This is a genomic window from Pedobacter sp. UYEF25, assembly GCF_054061655.1.
The window spans coordinates 1-18795 of the sequence record NZ_JBSSEL010000010.1 but is presented as its reverse complement, the minus strand read 5'-3'; the positions used below and the strand labels follow the sequence as shown (position 1 = coordinate 18795).

At 38.2% G+C, this 18795-nt stretch carries 21 protein-coding genes; 20 read left to right on the top strand and 1 reads right to left on the bottom strand.

The annotated features are described in order from the left end of the window. Position 1 precedes the first annotated feature (1 nt). Positions 2-610, top strand: coding sequence for a GNAT family N-acetyltransferase (locus tag ACVWYG_RS10800; RefSeq protein ID WP_457270231.1), 609 nt, complete (start codon positions 2-4; stop codon positions 608-610). A gap of 12 nt (positions 611-622) precedes the next feature. Beyond that, entirely contained in the window at positions 623-1561 is a 939-nt protein-coding gene (locus tag ACVWYG_RS10795) for a response regulator transcription factor (protein ID WP_457270230.1), read from the top strand. A gap of 58 nt (positions 1562-1619) precedes the next feature. Here ACVWYG_RS10795 and ACVWYG_RS10790 read toward each other — a convergent pair whose 3' ends face one another. Beyond that, positions 1620-1901, bottom strand: a complete 282-nt coding sequence (locus ACVWYG_RS10790; protein WP_457270229.1) for a helix-turn-helix domain-containing protein — start codon at positions 1899-1901, stop codon at positions 1620-1622. A 313-nt stretch (positions 1902-2214) separates the two neighbouring features. On the opposite strand from ACVWYG_RS10790, the gene ACVWYG_RS10785 reads away from it, so the two are divergent. From ACVWYG_RS10785 to ACVWYG_RS10700, 18 genes are all read left to right on the top strand, one after another. Further along, positions 2215-3099, top strand: coding sequence for an RteC domain-containing protein (locus tag ACVWYG_RS10785; RefSeq protein ID WP_457270228.1), 885 nt, complete (start codon positions 2215-2217; stop codon positions 3097-3099). A 116-nt stretch (positions 3100-3215) separates the two neighbouring features. Further along, positions 3216-3734 carry a hypothetical protein gene (locus ACVWYG_RS10780; RefSeq protein WP_457270227.1) on the top strand — a complete coding sequence of 173 codons (519 nt, stop codon included), beginning with the start codon at positions 3216-3218 and terminating at the stop codon, positions 3732-3734. Between the two features lie 129 nt (positions 3735-3863). Beyond that, the gene (locus tag ACVWYG_RS10775; protein ID WP_457270359.1) at positions 3864-4154 is read left to right on the top strand and encodes a DUF4134 domain-containing protein; all 291 of its coding nucleotides are present in this window, start codon (positions 3864-3866) and stop codon (positions 4152-4154) included. A 96-nt stretch (positions 4155-4250) separates the two neighbouring features. Beyond that, positions 4251-4601 carry a DUF4133 domain-containing protein gene (locus ACVWYG_RS10770; RefSeq protein ID WP_457270226.1) on the top strand — a complete coding sequence of 117 codons (351 nt, stop codon included), beginning with the start codon at positions 4251-4253 and terminating at the stop codon, positions 4599-4601. Continuing rightward, positions 4598-7066, top strand: a complete 2469-nt coding sequence (locus ACVWYG_RS10765) for a TraG family conjugative transposon ATPase (protein WP_457270225.1) — start codon at positions 4598-4600, stop codon at positions 7064-7066. The genes ACVWYG_RS10770 and ACVWYG_RS10765 overlap by 4 nt, the downstream gene beginning before the upstream one ends. Positions 7067-7086: 20 nt before the next feature. After that, the gene (locus tag ACVWYG_RS10760; RefSeq protein WP_457270224.1) at positions 7087-7482 is read left to right on the top strand and encodes a hypothetical protein; all 396 of its coding nucleotides are present in this window, start codon (positions 7087-7089) and stop codon (positions 7480-7482) included. Between the two features lie 25 nt (positions 7483-7507). Continuing rightward, positions 7508-8200: a conjugal transfer protein TraI gene (locus ACVWYG_RS10755; RefSeq protein WP_457270223.1), complete on the top strand. Its 693-nt coding sequence runs from the start codon at positions 7508-7510 to the stop codon at positions 8198-8200. Further along, positions 8187-8837 carry a hypothetical protein gene (locus ACVWYG_RS10750; protein WP_457270222.1) on the top strand — a complete coding sequence of 217 codons (651 nt, stop codon included), beginning with the start codon at positions 8187-8189 and terminating at the stop codon, positions 8835-8837. Before ACVWYG_RS10755 ends, ACVWYG_RS10750 begins: the two co-directional genes overlap by 14 nt. Further along, positions 8824-9459 (top strand): TerB family tellurite resistance protein, encoded by a 636-nt coding sequence (locus ACVWYG_RS10745; protein ID WP_457270221.1) that lies wholly within the window; start codon positions 8824-8826, stop codon positions 9457-9459. Before ACVWYG_RS10750 ends, ACVWYG_RS10745 begins: the two co-directional genes overlap by 14 nt. Before the next feature lie 4 nt (positions 9460-9463). Then, positions 9464-10636: a conjugative transposon protein TraJ gene (gene traJ / locus ACVWYG_RS10740; RefSeq protein ID WP_457270220.1), complete on the top strand. Its 1173-nt coding sequence runs from the start codon at positions 9464-9466 to the stop codon at positions 10634-10636. A gap of 3 nt (positions 10637-10639) precedes the next feature. Continuing rightward, positions 10640-11263, top strand: a complete 624-nt coding sequence (gene traK / locus ACVWYG_RS10735) for a conjugative transposon protein TraK (RefSeq protein ID WP_457270219.1) — start codon at positions 10640-10642, stop codon at positions 11261-11263. Next, a complete protein-coding gene (locus ACVWYG_RS10730) occupies positions 11260-11481 on the top strand; it encodes a hypothetical protein (RefSeq protein ID WP_457270218.1) in 222 nt (73 codons plus the stop codon). The genes traK and ACVWYG_RS10730 overlap by 4 nt, the downstream gene beginning before the upstream one ends. A gap of 22 nt (positions 11482-11503) precedes the next feature. Continuing rightward, a complete protein-coding gene (gene traM / locus ACVWYG_RS10725) occupies positions 11504-12568 on the top strand; it encodes a conjugative transposon protein TraM (protein WP_457270217.1) in 1065 nt (354 codons plus the stop codon). A gap of 13 nt (positions 12569-12581) precedes the next feature. After that, a complete protein-coding gene (locus tag ACVWYG_RS10720) occupies positions 12582-13574 on the top strand; it encodes a hypothetical protein (RefSeq protein ID WP_457270216.1) in 993 nt (330 codons plus the stop codon). 214 nt (positions 13575-13788) lie between these two features. Further along, positions 13789-15906: an ATP-binding protein gene (locus ACVWYG_RS10715; RefSeq protein WP_457270215.1), complete on the top strand. Its 2118-nt coding sequence runs from the start codon at positions 13789-13791 to the stop codon at positions 15904-15906. 807 nt (positions 15907-16713) lie between these two features. Then, a complete protein-coding gene (locus tag ACVWYG_RS10710) occupies positions 16714-17274 on the top strand; it encodes a hypothetical protein (protein ID WP_457270214.1) in 561 nt (186 codons plus the stop codon). A gap of 56 nt (positions 17275-17330) precedes the next feature. After that, complete coding sequence (locus ACVWYG_RS10705; protein ID WP_457270213.1) at positions 17331-17465, top strand: hypothetical protein; 135 nt, start codon at positions 17331-17333, stop codon at positions 17463-17465. 180 nt (positions 17466-17645) lie between these two features. Beyond that, positions 17646-18677, top strand: coding sequence for a DUF932 domain-containing protein (locus ACVWYG_RS10700; RefSeq protein ID WP_457270212.1), 1032 nt, complete (start codon positions 17646-17648; stop codon positions 18675-18677). The last annotated feature ends 118 nt before the right edge of the window (positions 18678-18795 follow it).

Below are 18795 nucleotides of genomic sequence, written 5' to 3'. Positions count from 1 at the left end.
TATGGCATTAAAAACCAAATGTTTAATCAATATGATAAAAGTCGGACACGATAAAAAGGAACTCGTTGTAAGTATTTTAGTCGAATCTTTTGAATCAAATCTAAGTGTAAATTACATAGCTGGTGCCAATAATGGAAAATCAAAAAGGATTAAATCGTTAATGGAATATTCCTTTGAAATCTGCCGCCTATTTGGAGACGTCTACATGTCAGATGACGGTTCTGGCTGTGCTCTTGTTTTATATCCCGATAAAAAGAAAACAACCCTTAAATTAATTATGCTGGATATTTTTCTGTTATTTAAATGTATTGGGCTCCTTAATATCCGTAAAGCTATTTCAAGGGAACAAAATATAAAAAAAATTCAGCCGAAGGAGCCGATGACCTACCTTTGGTTTCTTGGCGTAAATCCTTCATCACAGCATTTGGGTATAGGTAGCAAACTTTTACAAGAAGTAATATTAGATTCTGAAGAAAGGAGTTTACCTATCTACCTTGAAACCTCTACAGTTAACAATCTATCTTGGTATAAGCAATTTAGCTTTCAAATTTATGATCAGCTCGAATTTACATATAGCTTGTATTTTCTAAAACGTAATGTATTCAAATAACAAAGGAAGCCGATGCTTGTATTTAATTCAGAGATGCACATTGTTACATTAATTTTTGTAATACTGGAATTAGTAATGTTTGGCATACAATTAGGTTATTACCTTAACAAGCCATCTGATAAACCTCGTTTTTGGTATTTGATCCTTCTCTTTTTACTCTTAATATACAACATCACTGGCGGACTTTTCCCCGATCCAGATATAAAATGTATTCCGTTAAGTTTACAAAACATCATAGCTTATGGTAGCGGTTTTTTAATGGCTTCCTATTTTCCATTTTATTTTTACAAAGCTTTTCAATTAAGATTACTACGTTTCCATGCCATTTATGGCGTTCCACTTTTTTTAATGCTCCCATACATCTTATTTTTTGTGATATACTATGCTTTTACAAGGGATATGGAGAAGGCAATCACATACGGGTTAATTATTCCTTTTATTTATTCAATTGTAATTTTGTGGGCAATATTAAGAGCTATAAAATTACATCTGAAGGAATCTCAAGGTGGACTTATCACAACCAAGACTGAAGTAATCGCAGTTTACTGCGCAGTATTACCATGGGTTTTAATGACAGCCTTTGCCTATTTTCACGTCACACAATGGATTGAAGTTTTAACAACCAACCTAGGTTTTATTTTGATTTCAGTAATTTTTATAGCACATTCGGTGAAACGCTCACGAATACAAATTGAAGAGTTAAAAAAATTGGACATAAGGATAATTTCAGAGGAAGTTTTTGTAACTAACATTAACAACTATGGTTTTTCTACTCGTGAAATTGAAGTAATCCGATTGATTCGTCAGGGATATAGCAAACAGGAAATAGGAGAAAAACTTTTCATTGCGACCTCCACCGTATCCAGACACGTACAGAACATCCATGATAAAGCTGATGTTAGAAGTAGACTTGAGCTTATGCGAAAATTGGAGTTGGAAGCAGCTTCCTAAAAAAATGTAATAATTGGTTGCTTGGGGCTGCGCTATTCTAGTTCAGCTCATTTTTGTGTCAAAAATCCAGTAAGTCTTTGGGACTAAGATCTAAGCCGACCGATAAAGATACTATAGTGGTTAATGCCAGATCGACCTGTCCTGTAGAAATACGTTGTACCTGACTATATTCAAGACCTGCACGATTGGCAAGTTGTCTCAACGATGGCTTGGTGTTGTTGCGAATACCATAATCCTGAAGCAGCACCAAAAGATGCTGCCCGAATTTCAGTTTTGTTTCCTCTTTCCAATCCATCCCCGAAACTGCCACATATTGGAATAAGTATTGACGTATGAACATACGTCAATACAAAAATTATTTTTAAATCCACCATTTTCATCATCATTATTTTCTAAGAATAATCGATTTATATAGGGTCTGAGCAATCTTTTTCAAAGAATACTTTTAAAAATGTATATAGAATGAGTTGTTTTATGTAGTTGATTTTAGCGTTTATGACACACATTTGTCTCAGGCATTTCTAAAAAATGGGAATCAACTTAAACCAAATATCCAGAGGCTTATGAAAATAAATTTTACTAATTCCTTTCCCAATGTGACCTAATTATTGCCAGTTAACAGGCAGGGAAGATTTATTTAATTATACCTAACTATGCGCAAAAACACATTTAAAATGCTATTCCGTGACCTGAAAAACAGGTTAAAATTGATTAGTGGTCGTGAAAAAAGCCTAATTGAAAAGTTCAATGAAGTAATTGGTTTAATCGCAGTTTTCCACAAGGAATTGAACGATCAAATGCGAAAAATTCCATTTAAGGATAAATTTGACGAAATCTACTATCACAAGTTTGAGAAGCCAGATTACATGGCCCTCAAGATTTATTATACTTTACTCTTTAAATTCCAGTGCAGCTTGCCTGTTGCCGTTCCAGAACTGAGAAAATCTTGCTATTTAGAAAAATTAAAGGAGCTTGATAACTGGTTCCGTGATCATCGTTTTTTATATGACTATTACCGTATGGGTTACACTGATCTGGATGAAGTATTATTTATCAGGGGTGCTGAAGTAACCCTACCCTATCTACAGGATATTCCCGAATTGGATAAGTCAATATCAACCGCTGGCGATTATATTTTTTCCATGTTTATTGCGCACGAAGAACTACAGGAGTATCTATTGACCGAGTTGTTGAAACTTGATCAACGTAATCCAGAATTTTCATCAATTACCAGTCCTAAAAAATATTTGGACTGGACTGGCGAGATCATAAATCTGGTAGAGCTTGGTTATGCGATTTGGCTATCTGGCCAATTGGGTTCAGGCAAAACCGGTTTGCAGGAAATTTTTAAATGGCTGGAAGCAAGTTTCGGCTTAGAGATTGGTATTCCTGCCAACCGCTTTCGGGAAATTAAGCGGAGAAAGAGGTTGAGCCGTACCCGATTTATAGATTTTTGTAAAACCGGGCTATTGAATTATATGGAAGAAGATGATACTTTTCATCCAGATGATGAAAAAGATAAACCTAAATTTAATTGACCATCAATGGGTTAAGAGATATAATTCTCTAATAGAGATATCTCCGTTTGCATCCTTTGAACCTTTGCTTTTGTAATTCCTGTCGTAATGTAGCGGCAGGACAAAAGCAAAAAATTATGATTTTAAAATCGTTTTCGTGGCAACATTTCATCCTTGCCACACTGGTTCTCGGGGTCATCTGGTATGTAGGTATTTGGTTGTATTATCACAGAAAGGGAAAAAGCCCACTAGATGGTGAAAATTCTTCGACACCCTTCCCGCACAGATGGCAACAGCACGTCGATGAACTAAGCTCGTCTGATGACTTAATCGGTCAGCCAACTTTGGAGCCTGGTGTACAGGTAGTCGAAGCAGCAGACTTTAGTTTTGCGGACAAATCTGATACTGTCAAACTCGCTGACAAAGTACGTCAACTTGGCTTGGTTCCAGATGTGTTACAGGAAATAAAAGCGATTTGTGCAATACTAGAGGAGAAGGATGGAAACAAAGAGGATTTCTTTGCCATGTTTGAAATGGTTAAAGTCAAGTATCCTCAAATTATCAATTATCCAGCCACTAAAGAGTTAAATCAGTTTATCCGTGAGCATGTGCCTTTCCACCTATCAGCCGAAGAGTTAGAAGGTTTATGGAATTAGATAAACTTCATTTAAAGACAATTAACCCATTCATTCATCTTTTCAAATTATTTAATGACTAAGAATCAATTCAAATTCAATGGCAGCGGATTAAGTAAACGCCGTGTAATCTTCGGAAAATTTCTGCTGATGCTAACGGTTGTACTCTGCTGTAATATATTATACAGCTCCATTGTTTGGGCGCAGGATGGCGTGGCTGGAATAAACGAAGCCACCAATAAAGTAAAGAGCTACTTTGATGCAGGCTGTAATCTCATGTATGCCATTGGTGCAGTTCTGGGCGTAATCGGCGCTATTAAGGTATTTCAAAAATGGAATGCAGGTGAGCCTGATACGAGCAAAGTGGCAGCTGCATGGTTTGGTTCCTGCATCTTTTTGGTAATAGTTGCTACCGTATTGCGATCCTTCTTTGGAATATAACGTGAATTAAGAAAACAGGCTGGCGGACGGTAAAGTCTGCACAAGAATGGCACAGCTGTTCCGTCAACCTGTTTTTTAAACAAAAAATCTACTACTATGAGTTTAATCTATCAAATCAATAAAGGTATCGGCAAACCCATCATTTTTAAGGGATTGCAGGGACAATACATTGCCTGGTTAGCCATCGGGCTTGTTGCATTGTTAATTGGGTTTACCATCTGCTACATTTCAGGGCTAACACTTTTTATACTTCTGCCGCTAGTACTGGCATTGGGCTTAGGACTCTTTATTACCGTTAGCCACTTATCCAAAAAATACGGCGTACATGGCCTCGGTAAGTTTATAGCAAAACGCGGATTGCCCAAATACCTAAAATTCAAATCCAGAAAAGTATTTACAGGTTTGCGAATAGAGCATACCAATTTAGAAAGGCAGGTTCGCTCATGATGGACATCGAAAAAATACTACCTATATGGAAAGTTGAACACGATTGCCTAGTATCCATGTCAGGCGACCTTACCGTCTGTTTTAGAGTGGACCTACCAGAAACAGGCACAATGGCAGGTACTCATTTTGATACCGCACAACAGGCATTTGTAAAAGCAATTAGGGTATTACCAGCTGGCGTAGTGTTCCATAAGGCTGATTATTTTTTTAAAGCGACTGTTAAGCCTGATTTTGAAAAGGCATCAGATAGTCTACTGTCCTTTGCCTCCGAAAAACACTTTAATGAGCGTTCCTATTTAGACCATGAATGCTATCTATTTCTGACCTTATTACCACTGAACCGAAAACTATCGTCATCAGCCTACAGCAATATTCTTCGAAAATCTATTGCACCTGTAAAACGCAAAGATGAAATAGCCATCAAAAACTTCGAATCGGCTTGCGGTTCTTTCCAGCGTATCTTGTCAGATAGTGGTTTATTTTGTTTAACGAGGTTAGGCGACGATGAACTGGCAGGCACTGCAAACCGTCCGGGTATTATAGAAAAATACCTGTTTCTGCTTGGTAAAAAGCAACAACCTATTATTCGGGATGTTCATTTAAAAGATGAAATCCGCATTGGTGATAAGCATTGCCAGCTGTATACACTTTCGGATGCGGAGGATTTGCCATCATTCTGTGGCACTCGTATTGATTTCGATTCCTATTCTACCGATAGAACGAAGTATAGTATTGGTTTTGCTTCCCCTTTGGGCTTATTTTTAGACTGCAACCATGTCTATAACCAGTTGATCTTCACTGGCGATCCACAAAAGACAATCAAGAAACTGGAAGCAAAGAAACTGCGTCTGCAATCTTTATCTGCCTATTCAAGGGAAAATGCGGTGTCACGTGATGCCTGCAATGATTTTCTGAACGAAGCAGTTGCTACACAGAAGCTACCAGTGAAAGCGCATTTCAATGTACTCTGCTGGACTGATAACCCCGCAGAACTTGGTGAGCTGAAAAATAAAGTTGGTTCTGCGATGGCAAAAATGAATGCAGGCTGCAAGCAAGAAACGGACGGAGCGCCACAGGTATGGTTTGCCTGTATGCCAGGTAATGAAGGTGATTTTCCAATGAACGATACCTTCGACACTTTTGCTGAGCAGGCTTGCTGTTTTCTGAATATGGAAACCAATTACAGAAGTTCCCTATCGCCCTTTGGAATCAGGCTTGGCGACCGCCAATCAGGAGTTCCAATTCATGTGGATATTTCAGACGAGCCACGTAGATTAGGCTGGACTACCAACCGAAATAAGTTTATTATCGGCCCAAGTGGCAGCGGTAAAAGCTTTTTCACTAATCATCTGGTACGTTCCTACTATGAACAGGATGCACATGTGGTCATCGTGGATATTGGGCATAGTTATAAGGGACTTTGCGAGTTAGTTGGTGGTTATTATTTTACCTATAGCGAGGAAAATCCGATCTGTTTTAATCCTTTTTATATTGGCGAGGGTGATGTACTAGATACCGAAAAGAAAGAGAGTATTAAGACTTTGCTTTTAGCACTTTGGAAGAATGAGAACGAAAGCTATACCAGAGCGGAATATGTGGCGATAAGTAATGCGTTGACCTTATATTACGAGCACCTGTCAATTCATCCGTCAATTTTTCCCTGTTTCAATTCCTTTTATGATTTTCTGATGCAAGAATATTTAGAGGTTTTGGAAAATGGAAAAGTGAATCCCAAAGATTTCAATATCGACAACTTTTTGTATGTGCTTAACCCATATTACAAGGGTGGTGAGTTTGACTTCCTGTTGAACGCCACAGCAAACATTGATATGTTAAATGAACGTTTTATCGTATTTGAAATTGATACGATCAAATCACATCCAATATTATTTCCTGTGGTCACGCTAATTATTATGGAAATGTTCATTGCCAAGTTGCGCAAGCTTAAGGGGGTGCGTAAAGTTTTGTTACTAGAGGAAGTATGGAAAAGTATTTCCAAAGGGGGCATGGCTGAATACATTCAGTACGCCTATAAAACCTTTAGAAAATTCTTTGGGGAGCCGATTGTAGTTACCCAGGAGATAGAGGATATTATTTCTTCGCCAATTGTGAAACAGGCAATTATTAATAATTCAGATTGTAAGATCCTTTTAGACCAAAGCAAATATCAGAACAAATTTGATGCCCTGCAGGAACTGTTGGGATTGACCGATCATGACAAGTCACTTATCCTTTCAATGAATAAGGCGAATGATCCCAAACTTAAATATAAAGAGGTTTTCATCTCTCTGGGAGGACATTCAAAAGTCTATCGAACAGAAGTTAGCTTGATTGAATATTTGGCCTACACCACCGAAGAACTTGAAAAGCAAAAGGTACAGGAATATGCCGCCAAGTACGGCTCCGTTGCCCGTGGCATCGCCGTACTTGCGGCGGAGCTTCTCAATGGAAAAAAGATTTTTTAACTATTAAAACAATATCAATTATGGAAACAACATTCAAAAATCAATCGAAAAACAATTTATTATTTGCGCTTGCTGTAATGCTCCTTATCGCATTCAATGGTTGCGGCCGCTTAGCTCCAAGCTTTTCAGGAACGTATGTTAACAATGCAGGAAGCAAGGTCAGTGTTGCCTATGATACATTAATCGTGGAGCAGATGAATGCTGAAAACTACAACATCCATCGTAAAACTCGATTTAGCCTGATCGATGATAAAGGTAGAACTGGAAGACCACAGTATGAGACTGAAGAATGGACTGCGATTTATGACCCTAAAACATTGATAATGACCGAGCGCCGTAATGGCAAGCTGATCACTTTTGACATTGAAAAAGGCACTATGACCGTAAGTAAGCGCAAATACAAACGGATTAAATAACAGGAATATGAACTTATTAAAATATATGAGTAGAATAATAAAGACCTATATGGTGGTACTACCATTGAGTGCAACCGTTCTGCTGACCGTATTACCCACAGGGGCAAATGCGCAGCTGGCCATTGCCGAAGTAATCAAGGCAGGCATAAAAAAAGTGGTCAAAGCCATTGACCTTAAAGTTCAACGGCTTCAAAATCAAACCATCTGGCTGCAAAATGCACAGAAAGTAATCGAAAACCAGCTCAACAAACTAAAACTTGGCGAAATCTCCGAATGGACTGATCGCCAAAGAAAATTGTATTCCGGTTATTATGATGACCTGGTACGGGTAAAGTCGGTTATTAGCACTTACAAACGCGTTCGCGATCTGGTAAGTACTCAGAGCGCTATTGTTCAGGAATATAAATGGGCATCGGGACTGTTTAAAAAGGATAAGCATTTCAATACAAGCGAATTGCTGCACATGGAAGAAATTTACGAAGGCATCCTAAAGGAAAGCGTGAAGAATTTAGACCAAGTTTTTGTTGTTACCAGTTCGTTTAAAACACAAATGAGCGATGCCAAACGACTGGAACTCATTGATGAAGCTGCAAAAAAGATTGAACAGAATTTTTCTGACCTAAGAGCATTCAACGATCAGAACATTGTTCTTTCAATTCAGCGTTCAAAGTCCATTTTAGAAACCAAACAGCTAAAGGAGGTTTATGAAATTAATTAAAAATACGCTATTCGTGTTAATAGTTTCAGTATTAATGTTTACAAGTATCGCACCTGCTAGTGCCCAGACTTTTGCAGAATGGTTTTCGCAGAAAAAAACACAGAAGAAATACCTACTTCAACAAATTGCAGCATTACAAGTTTACATAAGTTATGCAAAAAAAGGCTATGAGATTGTGGGTTCTGGACTACAAACAGTTAGGGATATAACAGGTGGTGAATTTGGCTTGCATAATGCGTTTATAACGGAGCTTAAAAAAGTCAGTCCAACTATACGAAATGATGTCAGAGTAGCAGAAATAATCGAAACGCAGGCCAGTATCGTTAGAGCTTTTAATGCAATAAAAAACCACAAAAGCTTCAGCAAAGACCAGTTGATTTATGTGAGTGAAGTTTCAGACGGAATAATCACAGAATGTTATACCGATTTAGAGGAACTGCTATTGGTCATCACTTCGGGTAAATTGGAAATGAAAGATGATGAACGACTAAAGCGACTGAATGATATCTATGAAAGAATGCTTGACAAATCCAGTTTTACCCAATCGTTCTGTGGTGATGCAACACTTATGATCCGCCAAAAGGAAATGGAGCAACATACCATAGATAATTTAAGGAGGTATTATGAAATCGATTAAAATTGTGTTGTTTACCTGCTTGCTGTTTATTTCGGGTTTGCAATTCTCCTTTGGTCAAAGTACCGAAGTACAACAGTTGATCTTGAACGTGGAAAAGTTATCGCAGCTGAAGAACATACTAAGGGATATGAAAACGGGATACACCATAATTTCTACAGGCTATAATTCAGTAAAAAACATTGCTCAGGGTAATTTTTCGCTGCATGATTTGTTCTTGAACGGTCTTTGGTTAGTTAGTCCTGAAGTTAGAAAGTATTACAAAATCACAGAAATTATCCGCTATCAAAAGGATCTGATTTCGGAGTATAAATCTGCATTTAAACGCTTTTCATCTGGTGGCACCTTCAACGGTTCTGAACTTAATTATCTATCGAAAGTTTACAGTAAACTCTTTGATGAAAGCTTGGATAATCTTGACCAATTAGCAATGGTGATTACTTCAAATAAGTTGCGTATGAGTGATGATGAACGGATGCAGGCCATTGATAAAATCTTTGCTGACACAGAAGACAAGCTCATTTTTCTTCGAGATTTCAATCGAAAGACCAGTATCCTACACGTCCAGCGGCAGCATGAAAAAGCGGAACTCAATGGTTTAGGTAACTATTTTAAACCCAATTAAATTTATGAAAACAACATTTTTAATGGCTGTATTTCTAACAGTCTTAGCTATGCTTTTGCCTACTATTCTCTTGGCGCATGACATCACGCAAAATATCAAAGGGCTACAACCTGTGTTGAATAATGTATACGATGAGATGCTTCCACTTTGCAGTAAGCTTATAGGTGTGGCACGTGGTATCGCTGGGTTTGGGGCATTATGGTATATCGCCAGCCGAGTATGGCGGCATATTGCCAATGCCGAACCAGTCGATTTCTATCCGCTATTGCGTCCATTTGCACTCGGGCTTGCAATCGTACTTTTCCCGATGGTAATTGGCGTATTGAACGGAATATTACAACCAGTGGTCTCGGCAACAGGAAGTATGGTAAAAAACAGCGACAAAGCGATAGTAGCCTTGCTGAAACAGAAAGAAGCAGCAGTTAAACAGAGCAAACAATGGCAGATGTATGTAGGTGAAAGCGGTAATGGAAATGATGACCGTTGGTATCGCTACACTCACCCTAAAGACCCTGAACGTACCGAAGAAGGCATGTTCGAGGGTTTGGGAAATGACATCAAATTTCAGATGGATAGAATGTCTTACAACTTTCGCAACAATATAAAGCAATGGATGAGTGAAGTGTTACAGGTTTTGTTTGCCGCCGCAGCCCTCTGTATCAATACCATCCGAACTTTTTACCTGATAGTTCTCGCCATACTTGGTCCAATAGTATTCGGTTTTGCAGTCTTTGATGGTTTTCAGCATACCCTCACAGTCTGGCTTGCACGCTACATTAACATATTTATGTGGTTGCCGGTAGCAAATATATTCGGAACGATACTGGGGAAAATTCAGGAAAATATGCTGAAAATAGATATTTCACAAATCGGTGCAGCTGGCGATACCTTCTTTAGTCCTAGCGATAGCGCATATCTAGTTTTTATGGTGATAGGCATCGTGGGTTATTTCACTGTTCCGAATGTTGCTAATTATATCGTCCATGCGGGAGGCGGAAATGCCATGCTTCAAAAAGTTAATTCGCTGGTGGTTGGTGGTGCCAGTTCGGGTATGTCCGCCGGCAAATCAGCGGCTGGAATGGTTGCAGACCGTTTCGACAATAGCCGTTCCAATATGTCACAAGGAATGGTAGAAGCATCAAGTAATGATTATTTCAAAGACAAAATAAAAGGCTAAAATATGTTTAAGCAACTAAAAAATATTGATACTGCTTTTCAGCATATCAAAAAATTCAGTATTGTATTTCTAATCTCTTGTCTTTTGCTTACTGGCACCGTAATTTTCTTGTGCTTCAATGAAATGCAAAAGGCAGATAATCGAATGTTGATCCTGTACAATGGCAAAGTATTGGAAGCCTTCTCATCTGAAAGAAAACAGAATTTACCAGTAGAGCTTCGTGACCATATCAGGACTTTTCACAAGTATTTCTTTACGCTTGATCCTGATGAGAAATCAATTACAGCAGGTATTACCAAAGCTTTGTATTTGGCTGATAATTCAGCAAAACAGGCATATGATAATCTGCGGGAAGCTGGCTATTACAACAACCTAATTTCGGCTAATATTTCTCAAGAGATCGAGATCGATAGCATTAAGTTGGCAATTGAAGCACCTTATACATTTACCTGCTACGCTACCCAAAAACTAATCCGCTCCAGTTCAACCGTACTTCGAAAGCTGGTTACTCGTGGGAATATTAGGGTACTTAATACCCAAACTGACAATAACCCACATGGCTTTCTAATAACCGGGTGGGAAACATTGGTAAATACCGACACAAACCCTAAAAATTCGACGCCATGAGATTATTCAACAACAAAAGCAACGGCCTAACGACACGTCAGGAACACAATGCGGGCAGGATTGCGGATAAAATATTAAAAGCACAACGTCATACAGCCGATTACTTGAACAGAAAAACGGCACTATTGTCGCCAAAAATATGGCTGATGTTATTGGTCATATTCTGTGCTGCTTTTGGAAGCTATTCACTGTTCCTGCTGATTCAAGCATTTTATTAATTATTAACCATAAAAATTACAAATGACACAACAGAAAAAACAACGAGTCGATCAGCAAACTTTGATGCTGGTCTTATTTCCTATCATGGTATTTCTATCGGCGATTCTATTCTATGTACTAGGTGGAGGCAAACCAGAGCCAATGGAAGTAGTAAAATCTGAGGGTATTAATACCCATCTTCCCCAAGCGCAACTGGTTAAGGAACCAGCGGATAAAATGGCCTATTATGATATGGCTAGACAGGATTCCATACACAATGATACGTTAAGTTTAAGCACAGCTGCCGAAAATCTTGGTTTCACAAATAGAGAAAATGCGCAGACTCAAAAAATCAATGAAAAATTGACTGCCATTAATCATGTATTATCTACCCCTGAGGTCTTTCCAGAACATTATGCACCCAATAACTTAGCAGGAAATAACGCTGCGCCAATAACCAAAGATGTGGACAGATTGGAAACATTGATGAAGAACATGCAGCAAAATGGAAATGATGATCCAGAAATGGCACAACTGGGTTTTATGATGGATAAATTGCTTGCTCTTCAAAATCCTGAGCTTGCCAAAACATTGTTTAAGAAACCAGAAAATGATAAGCAAGACAGCACATTTGCAGCTATACCTGCGATTATTTCGGTACATCAAAAAGTTAAGCAGGGTTCGGTTGTAGAACTTCGCTTGCAAGATACTTTAATTATCAACGCACAGGTTATCCCAAAAGGTCACCTCATTTATGGCCTTGCCAGTTTCAGCAACCAAAGACTGAACTTAGAGGTCAAAAACATCCGTTTAGGTACTTCCATCATCCCTGTAAACATTACTGTATTCGATCGGAGGGACGGAATGGAGGGTATCAATGCGCCAGAAGCAATGTTAAATGATGCAGTAAAAGGTGGCATCACTGATGCAGCTGGAAGTATCGGAATAACAGGTTTTGATTTGACCACACAAATTGCGGGTGCTGGCATAGATGCCGCCAAGACTTTACTTACTAAAAAGGTAAATAAGGTCAAACAAAACTTAAAGGCAGGCTATCCACTACTTCTTCGTGACAACACCAAAAAGAAACGTTTAAATAATCACTAAAAAAAATCAAAACATGAACAGAAATTCATTAGAAAATTTTAAAATAGAAGCATCTGGACTAAAAGTCCCAGAAAAAATGAAGGTTGCCGCAGAATCCATGATGGAACAAGGCATAGAAAAATTTGCCATTCATGGACAGGTTCCCGCTGATAAGGGCATGATGGATTTGACCATACACCTGAAAAAATCTGGCCAATCGGATTATTACTACTTCAACAAATTTGATGTTGCACATAGTAAGGCTAAGCCATTGGAAAAGGGACACCAATACATGGTTATCACACCAGATGATAAGGGTAAAAATCTGATTCGCAAGTTCGATAGCGCTGCACAGGCAATGGACTTTTTCAGAGGACAGACCAAGTCATCTGAGCTTGCAACTGGCAAGGTAACGGATAAGGACTTGCAATACAGGGATACCCTTGCCACCATGAAAGATGGAAAGATAGATTTTGTCAAAAAAGAGTTTCAACAAACTTTCTATAGCCCTGTGATGAAAAACTCCCATTACATCGACCGTGGCAAAGGTTATACCGTGGAACAAGCAGCAAACATGCTACAAGGTCGTTCTGCTTATCGTGACGATATGGTTAGCCGTGCAGGTGTACAGTATAAGGCATGGAGCATCTACCAATTCGATCAGGCAAAGGACAAATACGGCAATTATACCATTAAACAGTTTGGTGAAGGTTATGGCTTTGACTTAAAAAAAGAACTTTCCACCTACGGAATAAAAGAAATGGATAAAAAGGAAACAGCTGAAAAACTCATTACCGATATACAGAATGGCAACAAACCTATGATTAATGCTATTGGTTCCGATGGTGAAGAAAAGAAATTGAAAATTGAAGCAGTGCCACGTTATACCAACCTAAACTTTTTTGAGCTAAGCGGCAAACCAGTGAAGCGTGAGGATTATCGCAAAGATCAAGATTTGGGAAAAGAAACTGGTAAGGATAAATCAAAAAGTAAAAGCAAAGAGCAAGAAAGCGAAATATCCATTTAAACTTTTATTCAGTAATATAATATCTAAGCCTGTCGAAATTTTCGGCAGGCTTTTTTTTGCTCTAGTGCGCCGCAGTTATCAAAAAAAATCACTATTTTTATAGTAGAGGCTTTATCGTCAAACACAACGTTTTAGACGTTAACTATATCAGAAGTTATATCAAGACCTTTATAACTAGCTGGCAAATCTTATCTTTAGAAATTATTAAAAGTAAATGGTGCTAAATCAAATCGGATTTCTTGTAAATGAAGGATTATATTATCCTGCTATATTAAATGGGGTTGGTAAGAGTAGCAATCCATTGCAGCCATTATTTGAAGGACTTACTAATGCGTTTGAAGCAATTGCCCAATTACATAGTGATTCAAGGAATGAAACCGTAAAAGTTAAGGTCTATTATGATGCCGATCTTTTCGACGACAGGATTATGAGCAAACTAGTGATAGAGGATACTGGTATTGGTTTTAATGATGAAGAATTCAAAAGATTTTTGACCTTTCAGGATAACCGAAAAGGATATAATAATCGAGGGTCGGGCCGCTTACAGCTAATCCATTTTTTTTCTACGGTTCAGTACAAAAGTATTTATAAAAATGATGGCGAATTTAAGCAACGCGAGTTCCACTTAAGTAAATCCGCACCCTTTCTTAAAGAGAATGCAATCGCTTATTTAGATTCATATGGAAAAAGTGTATCGAAAGAAACCTCTACAAGTCTAACTTTGAGCAGTCTTATTGCAGATAAGGACAAGGTGAGCTATAACATGACCCTTGTAAATTATAAAGATATTATCCTTTCAAGATATATTCAATATTTCTGTGCGCACCGCGAAGCGCTGCCTAAAATTGTTTTAGAAGCATATAAAGGTGGGGATATTGAAGAGACTCTTGAGATAACCAGCGAGGATATTCCGGCCGTTGATTCAACCGATTATTTTGATTTAAACTTTCAGAGCCACAAAGGGGGTAGTTTCAGCCAACAAGATAAAACCGAAACCTTTACGGTGCAGGCATTTAAAATCCAAAAAAACAAATTACCCAAAAATATAATGACCTTAACTAGTAAAGGTGAGATCGTTGATGAAAAAGACTTCAGGATGTCGCTCAATGTTCTGGGAACTGAAGACCATTTAGATCATCATCGTTTTTTGTTTTTGGTTTCAAGCCCATACATCAATGATCGGGATGGAGATATGCGGGGGCAATTACGTATTCCACGTCGTAAGGATGAACTGATCATTTTCGATGAGGATTTTATTTTCATGGACGATATTGAAACAAAAGCGAATGATAAAATACTATCCATGTATGCCCAATTAGCCCAGAAGGCAGAAGAAAAAGAGAAACGAGTTGCTGATCTGCGTGAGATGTTTTTGTTAAATGACGATTATCTCAAAAATCTAAATATATCAATTAACGATACCGAGGAGAAAATTCTCGAAAAGGTCTATGCACAAGAATCGAAGATGGCGGCCAAGAAAGATGCAGAATTGAAAAAGCGCTTCGATGAACTGGTAAATTTAAACCCTACCGCTGCCGACTACGACATAGATCTCAATAAGATTGCGACAACTTTAGTTAAGGAAATCCCCCATCAGAATCGTGCAGCACTTACCCATTATGTTGCCCGTCGAAAACTAGTCTTGGAGCTTTTCGACAAAGTACTAAAAAGACAATTGCAAATGCAACAACTCGGTAGAAATGAAGATGAAAAATTATTGCATTCACTATTGTTCGCACAACGTACTTCATCGGCGGATCAGAGTGATCTATGGATATTGAACGAAGACTTTATTCTTTTTGAAGGTGTATCTGAAGCAGAGCTAAAAAATGTAACCATAGGTGGGCAAAAAATATTCAAGGAAATCTTCACGGCCGATGAAGAAAAATTTATTAATGCAAATAAAGAAAAAAGACTCAGCAAAAGACCTGATGTATTGCTTTTTCCAGCGGAAGAAAAGTGTATTATCCTAGAATTCAAAACGCCTGGAACCAATGTGGCTGACCATTTGGCTGAAATCAACTATTATGCTTCGTTAATTCTTAACCTGACCAAACCAGAATTTCCATTTAAGATGTTCTTTGGTTATCTCATTGGTGAGACGCTTGAACCTTTGGATATTCGATTCAACGATTCAGATTTTATCAATGCCGCACATTTTAATTTTTCATATAGGCCTCATAAAAGAATCATTGGAGAATTTAAAAATTTCGAAGGGGCATTGTACACGGAAGTATTAAAATATTCAACATTACTTGAAAGGGCTTCTAAGCGAAATAAGGTGTTGATTGACAAGCTTTTCGAACAAAATGATGATAATCCTCCATTTTAGATAGTAAAAATATGCTGATTACTACAAATCTATTTCTCGATACAAAATATATCGCAAGGATTAAACTGAATTTTAAGCACACAAACCATTTGAAAGATATTACAAATTCAATTGTTAAGGATAATTGTAGATAACCTACTTAGTAAACCACATCGGATAAGTGCTCTGATCAAGCCGCTTCGTTTCATTCTTCCACTCAGCCGCTTTCCGGAATTTCGCAAGAGTGGCCTCCGTTCCTACAGCCACACTTGCCGGCCCTTGCTTAACTTCTGACAACTTTTTACACTTATTTTCAAATAGCTCTGATCAAGCCGCTTCGTTTCATTCTTCCACTCAGCCGCTTTCCAGAATTTTGCAAGAGTGGCATCCGTTAACTACTGCCACACTTGCTTGCCGTTGCTTAACTTTCCTATAACTTTTTACACTTATTTTCAAATAGCTCTGCTCAAGCCGCGTCGTTCCATTCTTCCACTCAGCCGCTTTCCAGGATTTTGCAAGAATGGCCTCCGTTCCTACAGCCACACTTGCCTGCCATTGCTTAATTTCTTATAACTTTTGTCACGATTGGATATGGCTGGTTTGGGCTGTTTGCGCCGAAAGTTCTGATTCGCAGTATCGTCAGAAAAGACCAAGCCCTGCGGGTTTGCTCGAAAAAAATCTTCCCTGCTCGCTGCGCTCACGAGGTTTTTTTTTCGGCAAAGTCTTGTCTGCCATCCCTGCTCAATCAGATGAGGTTGCTTAACAAAAAGCCAGAAATGGCTCCTGCCGAAAGGTAGTAAGCAGGGTAAACAACTTAATTCTTTAAAAATGGAAACGAAAGCAAAAGAAAACAGCCAGGTAAATCCAAACACCGTTAAAACAGACAAAACCCAGAGATTTGTAGCGGGAAATCCTGTAAATGCAGAATCTAACAAGTCAGCGCAAGAAAAAGAACAACCAAAACCCGAAACAGCTAACCCGCAGGACGAAGTAAAAACTGAAATACCAACTACCATTAAAGAACGGGAATCCTCAAAGGCAGAGCCGACCAAAAAGGAAATCAAAGCAAATTTTGGAGAAGTAAAACCTGCTTTGAATTTAGAGCAGACCCTTAAAAAAATCAAAGATCTAAACCGTTTATCAAATCAAAGGGAAAAATTAATCGGAACAATTGATGAACTGGAAGCCTTCGAGATTAAACAGGAGGATGAAGCCGAAGAAACCAGTTTAAATCATTTTCAGCGTTGCGAGTTGAAAATTACCGATGATAACGGCAATACGTTCAGTACCAAAAATCCATTTATCATTAATGAAGTGTCCAATAGTATTAAATCACTTTGCACCGATAAATTAGCAGAAGTTGAGGGACAAATTTCTTTAAATCTTTAAATCATTTGCGCCCCTAATTATCGGGGGCGCTTATTTTCACATTTAAAACCACAATCATGTTAGAAGCATTTATGGAATTTTTAGACGGGATGTATTGGGAGGGCTATGCAGAAGAGTTTGAGAATAACAACCCGACCGACTTTTATAATCAGTTAAGAGATTTTAACACCAATTACAGCATACCAATATGAAATACGAAACATTATTTATCATGTTTTGTGTGGCAGTCCATGACGACCATACCAGTATTATATAGATTGTTAACGAAATAGAAACACAATCGAAGCTTAGTTTAACCGATACTGCAAATGTTAATATACTGGAAACCGAAATCTTATCATCAAAAATTAAAAACCTTAAAAAATTGAATTATGGCACACAATCTTAATTATAATGAACAGACAGGAAAATATAGTTTTATGTCTGTTAAACAACCCGCATGGCACAATCTAGGGCAAATAATAGAACATTACCCGACAAGTGCCGAAGCACTAGAATATGCAGGACTTAATTTTCAAGTTGCAAAAAGCCCTAATACACACGTATTGCCCAGTGGTATAGAAATCATTTCTGATAATTCATTTTTTACCTACCGAACAGATAATGAATCAGTTTTGGGCGATAAGGTCGGCAAGGATTATGAAGTTGTGCAGAATACAGAAGCATTTAGCTTTTTTGATAGCATAGTTGGTAATCAGAATGGTATAAAATATGAAACCGCTGGCGCACTCGGCAACGGTTCAGTAATTTTCATTACCGCTAAACTACCCGATTATATCCGTATAGGCCGTGAAGATTTAATAGAGCAATATTTAATGCTAACGTCTTCGCACGATGGTTTAGGCAGTATCTGCCTATCTTTTACTCCTATACGTGTCGTTTGCCAAAATACTTTGAACGCAGCTTTAAAAAACCATACTAATTCTATTAAGATACGCCACACCGCAAGCGCAAACGATAAGTTGAAACAGGCACACAAAATGTTGGGCATTACCAATATGCTATCGGTTGAAATGGAAGCAATTTATAATAGATGGTCAAAGGTGCGCATTAGCGATAAAGATGTAAAACGCCTTATTCAAATGGCAATGGCACCAAATAAGGAAGTATTAGAAAAATTGCGCACAGGTCAAAACGAAGCTTTATCGACCAATTATAACAACATCATCGACCAAGTTTATGAATATGCACAGGTTGCACCAAGCCAACAGATTGAAACCACCAAAGGAACTGTTTTTGGAGCTTACAATGCGGTAACTGGTTACTTTCAAAACGTCCGTAACTTTAAGGATGAAGAAAGCAAATTTAAATCCATTATGACTGGAACGGCATTATCAAGGACACAAACCGCATTTGATTTATGCACAGAGTTCACCAAATTCGGAGCAAGCGCACTAAACTAAAGTTTCAATCAAGGGGGAGAAATCCCAATGCCATTAAGTTAAGGACTTGAAGGCTTTACTTTTACAGGAAATCATTGTTGCATTATGCCTGTAAACATTAAAATCATTAACGACCTAA

Bases quoted from the DNA above. Each gene is read 5' to 3' on its own strand.
- ACVWYG_RS10790 (WP_457270229.1), bottom strand. From the start codon at position 1,901: ATGTTCATACGTCAATACTTATTCCAATATGTGGCAGTTTCGGGGATG.
- ACVWYG_RS10755 (WP_457270223.1), top strand. From the start codon at position 7,508: ATGAGTAGAATAATAAAGACCTATATGGTGGTACTACCATTGAGTGCA.
- ACVWYG_RS10705 (WP_457270213.1), top strand. From the start codon at position 17,331: ATGTTAGAAGCATTTATGGAATTTTTAGACGGGATGTATTGGGAGGGC.
- ACVWYG_RS10730 (WP_457270218.1), top strand. From the start codon at position 11,260: ATGAGATTATTCAACAACAAAAGCAACGGCCTAACGACACGTCAGGAA.
- ACVWYG_RS10745 (WP_457270221.1), top strand. From the start codon at position 8,824: ATGAAATCGATTAAAATTGTGTTGTTTACCTGCTTGCTGTTTATTTCG.
- ACVWYG_RS10775 (WP_457270359.1), top strand. From the start codon at position 3,864: ATGCTAACGGTTGTACTCTGCTGTAATATATTATACAGCTCCATTGTT.
- ACVWYG_RS10785 (WP_457270228.1), top strand. From the start codon at position 2,215: ATGCGCAAAAACACATTTAAAATGCTATTCCGTGACCTGAAAAACAGG.
- traK (WP_457270219.1), top strand. From the start codon at position 10,640: ATGTTTAAGCAACTAAAAAATATTGATACTGCTTTTCAGCATATCAAA.
- ACVWYG_RS10750 (WP_457270222.1), top strand. From the start codon at position 8,187: ATGAAATTAATTAAAAATACGCTATTCGTGTTAATAGTTTCAGTATTA.
- ACVWYG_RS10760 (WP_457270224.1), top strand. From the start codon at position 7,087: ATGGAAACAACATTCAAAAATCAATCGAAAAACAATTTATTATTTGCG.
- ACVWYG_RS10710 (WP_457270214.1), top strand. From the start codon at position 16,714: ATGGAAACGAAAGCAAAAGAAAACAGCCAGGTAAATCCAAACACCGTT.
- traM (WP_457270217.1), top strand. From the start codon at position 11,504: ATGACACAACAGAAAAAACAACGAGTCGATCAGCAAACTTTGATGCTG.
- ACVWYG_RS10720 (WP_457270216.1), top strand. From the start codon at position 12,582: ATGAACAGAAATTCATTAGAAAATTTTAAAATAGAAGCATCTGGACTA.
- ACVWYG_RS10800 (WP_457270231.1), top strand. From the start codon at position 2: ATGGCATTAAAAACCAAATGTTTAATCAATATGATAAAAGTCGGACAC.
- ACVWYG_RS10700 (WP_457270212.1), top strand. From the start codon at position 17,646: ATGGCACACAATCTTAATTATAATGAACAGACAGGAAAATATAGTTTT.
- traJ (WP_457270220.1), top strand. From the start codon at position 9,464: ATGAAAACAACATTTTTAATGGCTGTATTTCTAACAGTCTTAGCTATG.
- ACVWYG_RS10780 (WP_457270227.1), top strand. From the start codon at position 3,216: ATGATTTTAAAATCGTTTTCGTGGCAACATTTCATCCTTGCCACACTG.
- ACVWYG_RS10795 (WP_457270230.1), top strand. From the start codon at position 623: ATGCTTGTATTTAATTCAGAGATGCACATTGTTACATTAATTTTTGTA.
- ACVWYG_RS10765 (WP_457270225.1), top strand. From the start codon at position 4,598: ATGATGGACATCGAAAAAATACTACCTATATGGAAAGTTGAACACGAT.
- ACVWYG_RS10715 (WP_457270215.1), top strand. From the start codon at position 13,789: ATGGTGCTAAATCAAATCGGATTTCTTGTAAATGAAGGATTATATTAT.
- ACVWYG_RS10770 (WP_457270226.1), top strand. From the start codon at position 4,251: ATGAGTTTAATCTATCAAATCAATAAAGGTATCGGCAAACCCATCATT.